The organism is Ruoffia sp. FAM 26255 (assembly GCF_045528525.1).
Lineage (GTDB): Bacteria > Bacillota > Bacilli > Lactobacillales > Aerococcaceae > Ruoffia > Ruoffia tabacinasalis.
Window position 1 is genome coordinate 39,599 of sequence record NZ_JBGQQX010000003.1, and the last position, 14,619, is coordinate 54,217.

The 14,619-nt window shown below is 36.0% G+C and carries 12 protein-coding genes; 6 read left to right on the forward strand and 6 right to left on the reverse strand.

Features of this window, described 5'->3' with window-relative positions; translation table 11 throughout:
* Nucleotides 1-37: 37 nt before the first annotated feature.
* From jag to rpmH, 4 genes are all read right to left on the reverse strand, one after another.
* Nucleotides 38-1,000 carry an RNA-binding cell elongation regulator Jag/EloR gene (gene jag, locus ACEN31_RS01085; protein ID WP_407093784.1) on the reverse strand — a complete coding sequence of 321 codons (963 nt, stop codon included), beginning with the start codon at nucleotides 998-1,000 and terminating at the stop codon, nucleotides 38-40.
* A 21-nt stretch (nucleotides 1,001-1,021) separates the two neighbouring features.
* Nucleotides 1,022-1,858, reverse strand: a complete 837-nt coding sequence (yidC, locus tag ACEN31_RS01090) for a membrane protein insertase YidC (protein WP_407089864.1) — start codon at nucleotides 1,856-1,858, stop codon at nucleotides 1,022-1,024.
* A 9-nt stretch (nucleotides 1,859-1,867) separates the two neighbouring features.
* Nucleotides 1,868-2,233, reverse strand: a complete 366-nt coding sequence (gene rnpA, locus ACEN31_RS01095) for a ribonuclease P protein component (RefSeq protein ID WP_218930368.1) — start codon at nucleotides 2,231-2,233, stop codon at nucleotides 1,868-1,870.
* A gap of 181 nt (nucleotides 2,234-2,414) precedes the next feature.
* Nucleotides 2,415-2,552, reverse strand: a complete 138-nt coding sequence (rpmH, locus tag ACEN31_RS01100; RefSeq protein ID WP_138403767.1) for a 50S ribosomal protein L34 — start codon at nucleotides 2,550-2,552, stop codon at nucleotides 2,415-2,417.
* Nucleotides 2,553-3,090: 538 nt separating this feature from the next.
* Between rpmH and dnaA the strand changes: the two genes are divergently transcribed.
* From dnaA to gyrA, 6 genes are all read left to right on the forward strand, one after another.
* Complete coding sequence (gene dnaA / locus ACEN31_RS01105; protein ID WP_197104081.1) at nucleotides 3,091-4,428, forward strand: chromosomal replication initiator protein DnaA; 1,338 nt, start codon at nucleotides 3,091-3,093, stop codon at nucleotides 4,426-4,428.
* Nucleotides 4,429-4,602: 174 nt separating this feature from the next.
* Complete coding sequence (gene dnaN / locus ACEN31_RS01110) at nucleotides 4,603-5,751, forward strand: DNA polymerase III subunit beta (RefSeq protein ID WP_407108336.1); 1,149 nt, start codon at nucleotides 4,603-4,605, stop codon at nucleotides 5,749-5,751.
* 375 nt (nucleotides 5,752-6,126) lie between these two features.
* Nucleotides 6,127-6,354 (forward strand): S4 domain-containing protein YaaA, encoded by a 228-nt coding sequence (yaaA, locus tag ACEN31_RS01115; protein ID WP_138403764.1) that lies wholly within the window; start codon nucleotides 6,127-6,129, stop codon nucleotides 6,352-6,354.
* Entirely contained in the window at nucleotides 6,354-7,475 is a 1,122-nt protein-coding gene (recF, locus tag ACEN31_RS01120) for a DNA replication/repair protein RecF (RefSeq protein ID WP_407108338.1), read from the forward strand. The genes yaaA and recF overlap by 1 nt, the downstream gene beginning before the upstream one ends.
* A gap of 3 nt (nucleotides 7,476-7,478) precedes the next feature.
* A complete protein-coding gene (gene gyrB / locus ACEN31_RS01125) occupies nucleotides 7,479-9,398 on the forward strand; it encodes a DNA topoisomerase (ATP-hydrolyzing) subunit B (RefSeq protein WP_407108339.1) in 1,920 nt (639 codons plus the stop codon).
* Between the two features lie 45 nt (nucleotides 9,399-9,443).
* Nucleotides 9,444-12,059: a DNA gyrase subunit A gene (gene gyrA / locus ACEN31_RS01130; RefSeq protein ID WP_407108340.1), complete on the forward strand. Its 2,616-nt coding sequence runs from the start codon at nucleotides 9,444-9,446 to the stop codon at nucleotides 12,057-12,059.
* 71 nt (nucleotides 12,060-12,130) lie between these two features.
* Here the strand turns inward: gyrA and ACEN31_RS01135 are convergent, their stop codons facing one another.
* Together ACEN31_RS01135 and serC are read right to left on the reverse strand one after the other, a co-directional pair.
* Nucleotides 12,131-13,324, reverse strand: a complete 1,194-nt coding sequence (locus tag ACEN31_RS01135; RefSeq protein WP_407108342.1) for a 3-phosphoglycerate dehydrogenase family protein — start codon at nucleotides 13,322-13,324, stop codon at nucleotides 12,131-12,133.
* Nucleotides 13,321-14,421 carry a 3-phosphoserine/phosphohydroxythreonine transaminase gene (gene serC / locus ACEN31_RS01140; protein WP_407108344.1) on the reverse strand — a complete coding sequence of 367 codons (1,101 nt, stop codon included), beginning with the start codon at nucleotides 14,419-14,421 and terminating at the stop codon, nucleotides 13,321-13,323. The genes ACEN31_RS01135 and serC overlap by 4 nt, the downstream gene beginning before the upstream one ends.
* Nucleotides 14,422-14,619: the final 198 nt, after the last annotated feature.

The following is a 14,619-nucleotide window of genomic DNA, read 5'->3' on the forward strand; positions in this document are numbered from 1 at the left end:
CTAGGACCGAAGTCCTAGCTTTTTTGTGTGAATTCACTTATTTATATTCTACTACTAAATAACGATTTGGTTCTTTACCTTCTGAGTGTGTTTTAATTCGATCAATTCTTGCTAAATGTGCGTGAATTTGCTTACGTTCATATGCTGGTAAAGGATCTAAGATTACGGTTTGTTTCGTCTCTAATACTTCATCTGCCGTTCGTTGAGCAATTTGTCTCAGGACATTTGCGCGACGATTACGGTAATCACCCACATTCAATAGAATAGATGTGCGGCGACGGTATAAGCTTTGGAAGTAAGTTTGCGATAAAATCTGAAGGGAATTAATGATTTTACCATGCTTACCAATAACTAAGCCTGATTTATCCGTTTCAATATTAAACATCACTTGTGAACGTGATATTTCAAACTCCACATCAGCTTGCGCACCGTAGGATTGAATCACTTCTTGAATGTAGACTGCCACTTTCTGACTTGCTTCTTCAATTGTGAATGTCTCTTGTTGGTCGTCTTCATCTGATTTTGATTCAGTTACTGCTTCAGCTTTTACTTCTTTTTCAGCTTCTACAGAAGGTTTTGGTTGAGGTTTTTTCACTTCTTTTTTAACTGGTTCTTCAGTCACAGTTTCTTCAACCGCTTTTGCTTCAACCACTTCTGATTTTGGAGCAACTTTTTCTTTAGGTTGTTCTTTCACTTCAGTGATTTTAATATCTTCGTCAACTTCAACAACCATCGGTTCGGCTTCAACGGGAGTCTCTGTTGTATCTGATTTTACTTTTTGCTCTTCTTCCAATTGTTCAGTAATTTCTGATAATGATAACTCATTTTTCGCTGTTACTTCAACAATGGCATCTTGCTTACCAAAACCAAATAATCCTTTTTTACCTTCACTAATAACATGAATTTCTGCTTCAGAACGTGAGATGTTCAGTTCGGCTAATCCTTTTTCGATTGCTTTATCAACCGTCTCAGCTCTAACAGTTGTACTGTGTTCTAACATCGTATCTTCCTTTCGAGACTTCTATTTCTTTTTACTAGTGGCACGTCGTAATTGACGTTTTAATTCTCGTTGTTTTTCTTTTTCAGCTTCTGCTTTTGCTTCACGCTCAGCAATAATCTTGTATGGATTATTAAAGATAAATGTTTGAGCTAGTGTAAAGGCATTTGAAATTACCCAGTATAAAGCAATGGCACTTGGTAGTGTGAAACCAATTAATAAGATCATTAATGGTGAAACAAATGTCATACTTTTCGTCATAGTATTTTGCACAGGATTACTCTTCATTGAGAAGTAAGTTGTTGCAAATGTTAATAGAGCAGCAATGACAGGTAAGACAAAGTATGGGTCAGGTTGTCCTAAGTTCATCCATAAGAAGTTACTTTGACGTAATTCTTCTGTTCTTAAGATTGCTTGATAAAGTGCCATCATTACTGGTAGTTGAATTAACATTGGTAAACATCCAGCAAATTGATTTACACCGCGGTCTTGCATTAAAGCTTGTTGCTCTTCTTGCATTGCTTCCATTGAAGCACGGTCTTTGTTAGGATATTTAGCTTTAATTGCATCTAATTCCGGTTGCAGCTCTTGTGTTTTGCGCTGTGTTTTAATTTGCATTTGGAATAATGGTAGTAATAATGCACGAATAATTATCGTAAAGACTGCAATACCTAAAGGATAGCTACCACCAAATAAATTAGATAACCATAGAATCAGTTGAGATAAATTATAAATAATATAACGATCCCATAAACCAGTACTTTCAGCATTGACTGCCTCTTGTGTGGAACCACATGCTGTCAGAAAAACTACAAAACCTAGTAATACTAAGACTTTGAGCCATTTATTATATTTTTTCATTGATGCCTCCTACTTTTTATTTATTATTGGATTCTTTTTATCAAGAATCCCCGCTATATTCATAACGTGAATAATCGAACTTTTTACTTCGTGGAAAGTCTTTGTTTGAATATCTTTTCGTGCGATCAAAAGAAAATCGATATCTGATTGTATCGCAGGCTCTAATTCTAACAAAGCTTGTCGAATGTAGCGCTTAACTTGATTTCTTTCAACCGCATTCCCAATCTTCTTACCAACCGATAATCCGACACGAAAATGTGCTTGTTCAGGTTTCGGATAAACATAAAGCACTAACTGCCGATTGGCTACGGATTCCCCTTCACGAAATGCCCGTTGAAACTCATATTCTTTTTTTACACGATATTCTTTTCTCACAAACTTCCCTCATTCATCTAAATTCTTGACATTCACTGTCTTTCATTATAGCGAATTTTCTACTAAAAGAAAAACGGTTTCTGTCGTTTCAACTATATTAATACAAAAAAAACAAGCATTCATCTAATCCAACGATCTTTTCGCGAAATTAGATGAATGCTTGCAATAAATATCATTATTATTATGCTGATATTTTCTTACGTCCTTTTAGACGACGTCTTTTTAAAACATTACGGCCGTTTTTAGTACTCATTCTCTTACGGAATCCATGTACTCTACTACGTTTACGTTTCTTTGGTTGATAAGTTCTTTTTGTCATGGTATACACCTCCTAAATGCAATATGTGTACAATACTCAAATATTTTATAGAAGTAAGGGAAGATTGTCAAGTTATTAATTAATTATTTTTTCAAATAAATTCTATCTGCTTTTATTTTACGTTATACATTTTAACATACACAATGAAACTTATAAACAAACTTATCCACAACTCATTTCACCTTGTGCATAAGTTAAAATGTATATTTTTTTATCCACAAGTTTTCCTTTGAGTTATGAACATATCAACAAGGTGTTTATTGTGTGTATAATTTCACTCAGATTTAGTGCATAACTTTTTAGAATGTGATAAGATAGGCAAGTATTGAGACTAACTTATCCACAACTGGGTGTTGATAACTCTATTTTAATTCACTTATGCACAGTTCTTTTTCACCTGTTGATAACTCAAATGTGCATGAGTGCATAACTTATTTTTGTTTTTATAGCTTGTGGAAAACTCATAGTATGCTAAAATTATTTTACTTATAATTATATGGTGAAATTTGTTTTCGGTAATTGAGAGGAATTGAATCTAATGGAAGAAAAAGAAAAATTTTGGAGGGATTGCCAGCACTATATAAGTGAACGCCTGTCCGATCAATCATTCGATAATTGGGTTGCACCAGTCTATCCAACTCGGATTGGAGATCAGACAATCACTTTAGCTGTACCAAATGCTCTAACCAAAAACTATTGGGAAAGACATCTATCTGGTTACGTCATTCAGTTTAGTCTTGAAGTGTATGGTTTAGAATATACGCCGACTTTTGTAATCGTACCCGAAGATCAACGTGAATCGAATCAAGCTAAGAAAGTCGTACCTGAGGTCGAAGATACAGGTGACTTCTCAGAATCACAGTTAAACCCAAATTACGTGTTTGAGACATTTGTTATCGGTGAAGGTAATAAGATGGCTAATGGAGCGGCTTTAGCAGTCGTTGATTCGCCAGGTAAAACCTACAATCCTCTATTAATATATGGAGGCGTTGGTTTAGGTAAAACTCACTTAATGCAAGCAATTGGTAATGAGATCAAACGTAAGCAACCCTCAGCAAGAATTAAATACTCTACCAGTGAATCATTCATGAATGACTTTATTACAGCGATTCGTGACGGGTCTCAAGCAGAGTTTAGAAGTATGTACCGTGAAATTGATGTTCTATTGATAGATGACATACAATTTTTATCTAAGAAAGATAAGACTCAAGAAGAGTTTTTCCATACATTTAATGAGCTTTATAATAATAATAAGCAAATTGTTCTAACGAGTGATCGTCTACCGAACAACATTACAAATTTGGAAGAACGTTTAATAAGTCGCTTTAAATGGGGCTTATCCACGGACATTACTCCGCCTGATTTAGAGACACGAATTGCGATTCTTCGTAAAAAAGCGTCGAGCGAGCAATTGGATGTGAGCCCAGATACACTAACGTATATTGCAAATAACGTCGACACTAACATTCGTGAATTAGAAGGTGCCTTAGTGCGAGTGATTGCTTATGCAGCCATTCAAGGAAAAGAAATTGATACCGAACTTGCTGCCTCAGCCTTACATAATATCATTAATAAAGGCGAAGCGAAGCCTCTGACACCAGATGAAGTCATAGAATATGTCAGTCGCTATTATCAGATTACGCCTGAAGACATTCGTGGTAAAAAAAGAACTAAAAATATTGTCTTCCCGCGCCAAGTAGCGATGTATCTAACACGTGAGTTAACGGAAATGTCTTTCCCTAAAATCGGAGAAGACTTTGGGAATAAAAACCATACAACCGTCATTCATGCCTATGATAAAATCACAGATGAGATTGAAACAGACATTCAATTGAAGAATGAAATCAATCAATTGAAGCAAAGACTTCAAAGATAAATTATTAACATGTGTATAAGTTGTGCCTGAACTCTGGACTTATGCACATGTCGACGAACAAGCATTTTGGCTTACATTCATGCATCAAAGATGATTATGCACAGAATTAACAGCCCCTACTACTACTATTACTTATTTATTAATATATAATATATATATATAAGGAGTGACGATATGAAATTTACTATTGGAAGAGCAGCATTTACTGCACAATTGATTGATGTATCTCGAGCAATTCCCTCGAAAGCAACAATCCCTATTTTAACTGGTATAAAAATTACAGCGACAAAAGAAGGTATTACTTTAATTGGTTCTGATGCTGAGATATCTATTGAGAGTTTCTTATCAGTACAAGATGATTCTTTAGGTTTAGAAATTGAAGAAACTGGTAGTATCGTTGTAACAGCTAGAATTTTTAATGATATTGTACGTAAACTACCTACAACTAAAGTGACGATCGAAACAAATGAGCAATTCATACTAACAGCTACTTCAGGAGAAGCGATTTTCTCATTGAACGGTACAGATGGACAATCATACCCTCGCTTACCTGAGATTGAATCAGATCGTAAGATCAACTTACCAACGGTATTATTTAAAGAATTAATTAGTCAAACAATCTTCTCAGCATCAAATCAAGAAAGCCGTCCTGTTTTAACAGGGGTTCACTTAATGATGAACGAAGGTCACATTACAGGTGTTGCTACAGATAGTCACCGACTTAGTCGTCGCCAAATCCCTGTTGAATTTACAACGGATCAAGCTAACTTTGAAGCAATCACGATACCTAAGAAAACATTGAATGAATTAGAACGTATTGTTCAAGATGATCAAACGATTGAAATGATTGTGACAGAACAACAAGTTATCTTCTTAATTGAGAACTTAACAATTTATTCTCGTTTACTTGAAGGAAATTATCCTGATACAGATCGTTTATTACCATCGTCACATACAACTGAAATTGTCTTAAACGCAGATCAATTCTTACACGCCATTGACCGTGCAAGTTTAATGTCACACCAAGGTAAAAATAATGTCGTTCAATTAGACATTACCGATGACAACATTGATTTATCTGTTCAAGGAAGCAGTTTAGGTTCCGCGAATGAATCAATCAGTGCCAAATCAATCACAGGTGAACCAATTAAAATTTCATTTAACCCTGATTATATGAAAGATGCTTTACGCTCATTTAGTGGTGTGGACATTAATGTTGGCTTTACTTCAAGTGTCCGTCCTTTATTAATTTCAGCACTTGAGAAAAGTGAGACACCTAACAATGAATTACTGCAATTATTAACACCAATTCGTACGCACTAATTTTGAAATGAAACTCCTGTCTTATCTAGCCCAAGCGGTTAGTAAGATTAGGAGTTTTTTTATATTAAGTTGTCTGAAACGAGCAACTAAGTTATAATGAACTGTTGCGAAAATAAGTAGTTTCGCTTAGAAAAGTTATCCCCATGTGCATAACTTTTCTAAGCGAGAAGAATTATTTTAAAATTAGTTGCCAAACCAGTCATTTTCCATAAATACAAAAAATAGCCGGTTTTGGGTAAATGTTAAAAAATAAGCTTTTCTACCTAATAATGTATTTAAAAGCTAAAATGACGTAAAAATAGCTATTAAATTTGATGTTTAGGCGATTTAAAGGTATAATATAAGAGAATAAATATGCTGATTGGGTGATAAAAAATGGATGAACGTGTAATAGAAATTACGACGGAGTATGTAACTTTAGGTCAAGTTTTAAAAATTACTGATATTATCCAAAGTGGTGGAATGGCAAAATGGTATTTAAGTGAATATTTTGTCTATGTAAATGATGAAGAGGAACAACGCCGTGGACGTAAATTACGCGAAGGCGATGTCATCGAATTCCCTCACGAGGAAGTAAAAGTATTCATTAAAAATAGAGATTAATGAAAGTAAAGCAACTACAACTAAAAAATTATCGTAATTATGAATTGCTTGACTTAACATTTAATGACGGCTTAACGATTTTAACTGGTGAAAATGCCCAAGGAAAAACCAATCTCCTTGAGGCGATTTTTTTGTTATCCATGGCAAAAAGTCATCGGACCAACCATGATAATGAGTTAATTCGTTGGGGTGAATCTTACGCTCAAGTTGAAGCGACAATTGAAACCAAAAATTATGACTTTCCTTTGTCACTGTCTTTAGGCCCTAAAGGTAAAATTGCTAAGGTAAACCATATTGAACAAGCAAAGCTAAGTCATTTTATCGGAAAATTAAATGTCGTTTTATTTGCACCGGAGGATCTTCAGTTAATTAAAGGCTCTCCTAGTTTGAGACGTAAATTTTTAGATTCTGAGTTGGGACAATCTCATCCAGTTTATTTACAAGCACTTCTGGATTACAATCGCATTTTAAAGCAGCGCAATCGCTATTTAAAAGAAAATGGCTACAAAAAACAATTCGATCCAGTTTATTTTGATGTGATTACGGACCAACTTATCGAAAAAGCGGTTGAAATCATTACTTATCGAATTGAATTTGTAGAAGCTCTTGATGAACTTGCTCGCCCTATTCATAAGTCACTTTCAAATCAACGTGATATTTTGAGTTTGGAATATAAGAGCAGTACATCGAAGTTAGATTATGAGCAATTAGATACACTTGACCAACAATTCCATCGTTTATATGAAAATTCTCTAGAAAGAGAAAAAGAACGGGGCGTTACCGCTTATGGGCCCCATCGTGATGATTTGTATTTTGCATTGAATGAAAAAGATGCACAAAACTTCGCATCGCAAGGACAGCAAAGAACAATTGTCCTATCTTTGAAGTTAGCTGAGATTGAATGGCTAAATAATCGGATTGGAGAATATCCAATTTTACTATTGGATGATGTCTTATCTGAATTAGATGATAATCGACAACATATATTAATGAGCCAGATTGAAGGGAAAGTTCAAACATTCCTGACGACAGCTACAATTAAAGGGTTAAACCTGACACAATTAGAACATGCACAAATCTTGTATGTTGAAGATGGGCAGATTACCGAAGAAGGAGAGTAGAACATGCCAGATAATATTAATGAACAAAACTATGACGCGAATCAGATTCAAGTCCTTGAAGGTCTTGAAGCGGTTCGTAAGCGTCCGGGTATGTATATAGGTACGACAAGTATTGATGGTTTACATCACTTAGTGTGGGAAATCGTTGATAATTCAATTGACGAGGCACTTGCAGGTTATAGTGATCATATCGAAGTCGTTATCGAAGCGGATAATACAATTACAGTTACCGATAATGGTCGTGGAATTCCAGTAGATACTCAAGAAAAAACGGGTCGTCCCGCTGTTGAGACCGTCTTTACGATGCTTCACTCAGGAGGTAAATTCGGTGGTGGCGGTTATAAAGTTTCCGGAGGACTTCACGGGGTAGGTGCAGCAGTCGTAAACGCGCTGTCTACTCACTTATACGTTGAAGTTTCACGTAATGGTAAAGTATACCGTGAAGAATTTGAACGCGGGAATATCGCGAAAGAATTGGAAATCGTCGGGACATCTGAACATACAGGAACAAAAGTAAACTTTAAAGCCGATCCTACGATTTTTACTGATACAACGGACTTTAAATACAATATCTTAAAAGAACGTATTCGTGAATTAGCTTTCTTAAATAAAGGTTTACGTATTAGTCTAGAAGATAAACGTGAAGAGCGTGAAGAATCAGATAGTTTCTTCTACGAAGGTGGTATTCAAAGTTTTGTTGAATATATCAATGAAGACAAGCAAGTTTTACATGAGAAACCAATTTACTTAGAAGGTGAATCTGACGGGATTCAAGTTGAGATTGCTTTACAATATACAACCGATTACGCAACTAAAATTCTATCTTTTGCTAATAATATTCATACCCACGAAGGTGGAACACATGAATCTGGATTAAAAGCTGGATTAACGCGTGTCATCAATGATTATGCACGTTCAAATAACTTACTAAAAGACTCAGATGATAATTTATCTGGAGATGATACTCGAGAAGGTTTAACTATTGTCTTATCTGTTAAACATCCAGACCCACAATTTGAGGGACAAACAAAGACGAAACTTGGTAACTCTGAAGTTCGTACAATTACAGACCGTCTTTTCTCGTCTAATTACGAATCTTTCTTATTAGAAAATCCAAAAGTAGCTAAAATCATTATCGAAAAAGGGATTTTAGCTTCACGCGCAAGAAACGCTGCAAAACGTGCCCGTGAAATGACACGTAAGAAATCTGGCTTAGAAATTGCTAACTTACCAGGTAAGTTAGCTGACTGTTCAAGTCGTGATCCAGAAAAAAGTGAATTATTTATCGTGGAGGGTGACTCTGCCGGTGGATCAGCGAAACAAGGGCGTTCAAGAATGTATCAAGCAATTTTACCCATTCGTGGTAAAATTCTTAACGTTGAAAAAGCGTCAATGGATCGTATCTTAAACAACGAAGAAATCCGCTCATTATTTACGGCAATGGGAACAGGTTTCGGTGCTGAATTTGATGTAACAAAAGCACGTTATCATAAATTAATTTTGATGACCGATGCGGATGTCGATGGTGCACATATTCGTACGCTATTATTAACTTTAATTTTCCGTTATATGCGTCCTTTATTAGAAGCGGGCTATATTTATATCGCTCAACCGCCTCTGTATCAAATTAAACAAGGTAAAAAAGAATTGTATCTTGATACAGACGAACAATTACGCACATGGCAAGCAGAAAATCCAGATGCGCGTTACTCTCTACAACGTTATAAAGGTCTTGGAGAGATGGACTACGAGCAACTGTGGGATACAACAATGAATCCAGAAAATCGTCGCTTACTACGTGTAACGATTGACGATGCTGAGATTGCAAATGATGTTATGGAAATGCTTATGGGGGACGAAGTTCCACCACGTCGTGAATTTATTGAAGAAAATGCCGTTTATGTACAAAACTTAGATACTTAATAGCGATTACATATCTATGTCTCATAAACAGAAAGGAATAAAAATATGAGTGAAATTTTCGGAGATAATCACCGCGAAATTGAATCAATTAATCTCCCAGATGAAATGCGAACGTCATTCCTTGACTATGCTATGAGTGTTATTGTCTCACGTGCTCTTCCAGATGTACGTGATGGATTAAAACCCGTTCAGCGCCGTATTTTATATGGGATGAATGAATTAGGAGTTACCCCTGATAAACCACATAAGAAATCTGCACGTATTGTTGGGGATGTTATGGGGAAATATCACCCCCATGGGGACTCAGCAATCTATGAAGCGATGGTACGTATGGCACAGCCATTTAGTTACCGTCAATTACTCGTGGATGGACATGGGAACTTTGGTTCAGTCGATGGTGATGGAGCAGCGGCAATGCGTTATACGGAAGCACGTATGTCGAAAATTGCCTTAGAAATGCTTCGTGATATTAATAAAGATACTATTGATTTTCAAGAAAACTATTCTCAAGAAGAAAAAGAGCCAGTCGTATTACCTGCTCGTTTCCCTAACCTATTGGTAAACGGTGCGGCTGGTATTGCTGTTGGGATGGCAACAAATATTCCGCCACATAATTTAGGTGAAGTCATTGATGGTGTGATTGCGCTAATGCACAATCCAGAAATTACTGTCGAAGAAATAATGGAACATATTCCTGGTCCAGATTTCCCAACTGGTGGTATCGTTATGGGTAAATCAGGTATTCGTAAAGCCTATAAAACAGGTAAAGGAAAAATCATTATCCGTTCTAAAGTAGATATTGAACCCATCGGTAACGATCGTGAACGAATTATCGTTTCAGAATTACCCTATGGAGTAAACAAAGCAAATTTAGTTAAACGTATTGCTGAATTAGCGCGTGAGAAACGGATTGAAGGAATTACTTATGCCAACGATGAGTCTGCTCGTGAAGGGACGCGAGTTGTCATCGAGGTAAGACGTGATGTTTCTGCCAGTGTTGTATTGAATAACTTATATAAATACACACCAATGCAAGTATCATTTGGTTTTAATATGCTTGCGATTGATAGTGGCGTACCTAAAGTCCTAGGTATTAAAGATATTCTTGATAAGTATTTAGATCACCAAATTGAAGTGATTCGTCGTAGAACTGAATTCGAGAAACGAAAAGCAGAAAATCGTGACCATATCTTACAAGGATTATTGATTGCTTTAGATCATATTGATGAAATTATTACGATTATCCGTTCATCTCGTGATGGTGAGACAGCTAAAACACAATTAATCGAAAATTACGGACTTACAGATGTCCAAGCACAAGCGATACTCGATATGCGTTTAGTTCGTTTAACTGGCTTAGAACGTGAAAAAATTGAGAAAGAACACAATGATTTACTCGCATTGATTGAACGCTTAACTGAGATTTTAAGTAACCAAGAGCGTATGTTTGAAATTATTGAAGATGAATTAACAGATTTAAAAACACGTTTTGGCGATGAACGTCGAACAGAATTACAAATTGGGGAATTAATGAACATCGATGACGAAGATTTAATCGATGAAGAAGATGTATTAATCGCTTTAACTGCTAACGGATATGTGAAGCGAATGACTCAAGATGAATTCCAAGTTCAAAACCGTGGTGGACGTGGTGTTAAAGGTATGGGCTTAGGAGATAACGATGAAATTCAAACACTTGTCTCAGCTTCAACCCATGATACCCTACTATTCTTTACGAACCTCGGACGCGTATTCAGCCTTAAAGGGTACGATATTCCAGAATACGGACGTCAGGCTAAAGGTTTACCAATCGTAAACTTAATTAGTCTTGGTACTGGAGAAGTAGTGAAACAAATTATTTCAGTGAATAAATCAACCGAAGAATCTGGTCAATCTGATAGTTACTTATTCTTTGTAACGCGAAGTGGTACAGCAAAACGTACTGATTCATCAGATTATTATAATATTCGTCAAAATGGATTAATCGCTATTAACTTAAAAGAAGGCGATGAATTAGTCAATGTTATGGAAACAACGGGTGAACACAACATTATTATCGGAACACATAACGGAAACGCTATGACTTTCAATGAAAATGATGTTCGTGTGATGGGGCGTACTGCCACAGGTGTCCGTGGTATTAAATTACGTGCTGACGATTATGTTGTAGGATCTGACGTATTGACTGATGAGCACGAAGTCTTAGTTGTAACTGAAAATGGTTATGGTAAACGAACGCCTGCTTCAGAATATACTCCTAAAAACCGTGGGGGTCTTGGAGTGAAAACGTCCAATATTTCTGAGAAGAGTGGTAAATTATCAGGTATCGTGACTGTTAAAGGTGATGAAGACTTGATGATTATGACTGATCAAGGTGTTGTAATCAGATCACACGTTAGTGGGATTTCACAAACATCTCGAGCTACCCTTGGTGTTCGTATGATTCGATTAGATGACGACGCTATTGTTAGTTCGATCGCTACGATTCCAGCAGCTGAGGAAGAAGCTACAGAAGAAGAGGTCATTGAACACATTGATGACGTCAAAGTTGACCGTGAGTCAGTAACTTCCGAAGATGTTGAACTCAATGAAGAATTATCAGAAAGAATTTCAGAAGCAGTAGAAGATACTGAAGAAGAGTTTGATGAAGATAACGAATAATAAATGAACAAAGAAGCGACAAGCTTTCATCATTTGATGAGCTTATCGCTTCTTTTATGTGCATATTTTTCTTAGTTTGTTGACGGTTTAAGATGTCGAACACGAACGACGCCTTCGATATTTTCAAGTGCAATTTTATCATTTTCTTCGATATCATCATCTAAATCAATCATGGTACAAGCCCAGCCATTGCGAGGTTTGTTCGTTAATCGGTTAATATTCAGATTGTGTTGAGAAAGCACATGGGTAATTTGACCAATCATATTCGGAATATTACGATGTAACACGGTTATACGACTTATAGTTTGGATTGGACCAAAATTAATTGTTGGAAAATTCACTGAATGATGAATATTTCCATTTTTTAAGTAGTCCATCACTTGATCAACGACCATATTTGCTGCATTCGCTTCACTCTCAGGCGTTGATGCACCGAGATGTGGGATATTAATCGTATTTTTCATAGTTAATGTTTTTTCATCTGGGAAATCAACGACATATTTACCTATACTTCCGTTATTAATTGCATCTTCTAAAGCATTTAAGTCCACTAAACCACCACGGGCACAGTTAATAATGATTTGTCCTTTTTTGGCTTCAGCTAATAATTCGGCATTTAAGTAATTTTTTGTACTGTCATTGTATGGAATATGCAATGTGATGTAATCACAGTTTTGCATAATATAATTAATATCATATTGAGTTTTTGTTGAAGGATTCAAGCCAAGGGCATGTTGAACTGATAAGTATGGGTCATAACCATAAACATCCATTCCTAAGCCTAAACACATATTAGCAACAAGCACACCAATGGCACCTAAACCAATAACGCCAATTTTTTTACCCGCTAATTCGGGTCCAACGAATTGCTTTTTACCCGCCTCAACTTTTGAACCAATATCAGACTCGCCTATGAGTGTTTGTGTCCAATCTAAGGCCGATTCAATATTTCTTGAAGATATGATCAATGCAGACAGAACTAACTCTTTCACACCGTTTGCGTTGGCTCCTGGTGCATTTGCAACAACAATTCCCTTCTCGGTCAATTCATCAATTGGGATATTGTTAACACCTGAACCTGCTCGGCCGACAAATTTTAAATTCTCTGGCAAGTCCATCTGATGCATATCAGCACTTCTTACAATGATCGCATCTGCTTCGGAATCACTATGATTTAAAGTAAATTCGTGTGTTAGCTTACTTAATGCATTGGCATCAATATTATTTAATGTTTTAATTTTAAATCTTTTTTCTGTATAGCTCATTTCGTACCTCGCTTATTATTATTTTCAAAGTCCTTCATAAAGTTAATGAGTGCATCGATACCTTCCATCGGCATGGCGTTATAGATACTCGCACGCATGCCACCGACTGATCGGTGCCCCTTCAAGTTATGTAGACCCTTTTCTTGGGCTTCTTTAGCGAAAGCTTTATCTAAATCCTCTGAATCGGTTCTAAAAGTCACATTCATAATTGAACGGTTCTCATTACGAGCTGTACCTTGATATAAATCACTTTGGTCAATGTAATCATAAAGTTTAGCCGCTTTTTCTTTATTGATAGCTTCGATAGCCTTCACGCCGCCTTGCTCTTCTAACCATGCAAAGACTTGACCGGCTACATAAATAGCGAAAGTAGGAGGTGTGTTATACATTGAATCTTTATCTATTTGTGTCGCATAATCAAGCATTGTAGGCGTGATATCTTGCGCATTTCCTACTAGGTCTTTACGCACAATAACAACGGTTAGACCCGCAGGTCCCATATTCTTTTGAGCACCAGCATAGATTAGACCAAACTTAGTGACATCATACTCTTCTGAAAGAATATTCGATGACATATCAGCGACTAAAGGAATATTGTCAAATTGAGGGAGCTCCTCTGGTTTAAAACGCGTTCCATAGATTGTATTGTTCAAACACAAATGTACATAATCAGCATCTGGACGGACATTAATAGCGTCATTATTTGGAATATATGTAAAATCATCCTCTTCAGTACTTGCTGCGACTTGAATATCACCGTAGCGAATGGCTTCTTTATAAGCTTTTTTAGAGAAACTTCCTGTTAAGATATAATCAGCTTTACCTGATTGATTTAATAAATTTAATGGTACACTTGAAAACTGAGTCGATGCCCCACCTTGTAAAAATAAAATTTCGTAAGTATCTGGAATATTCATTAAGTTGCGTAATGATTGTTTAGCATTCTCATGAATTTCCATGTAGGATGGAGATCGGTGGCTCATTTCCATAACGGATAGGCCTTGCCCTTGGTAATTTGTTAGGTTTTTACTAACATTTTCTAATACTGAAACTGGCAGTGTAGATGGTCCTGCAGAGAAATTATAAATGCGATTCATCTTAAACGCTCCTTTTTAATTAATGATATGATCATTATATCACAAAATATATAAAAACTAAGGGGTTTTATTAAAATAAGATGAAAATAATGTAAAATATCTCATAAAAAACTTTCAAATAAAGCTTGTAATCAAATGATGATAATTGTATAATTCATAGATGTGAGTATTTAACTATACTCTCCTTGCTCTAATAAA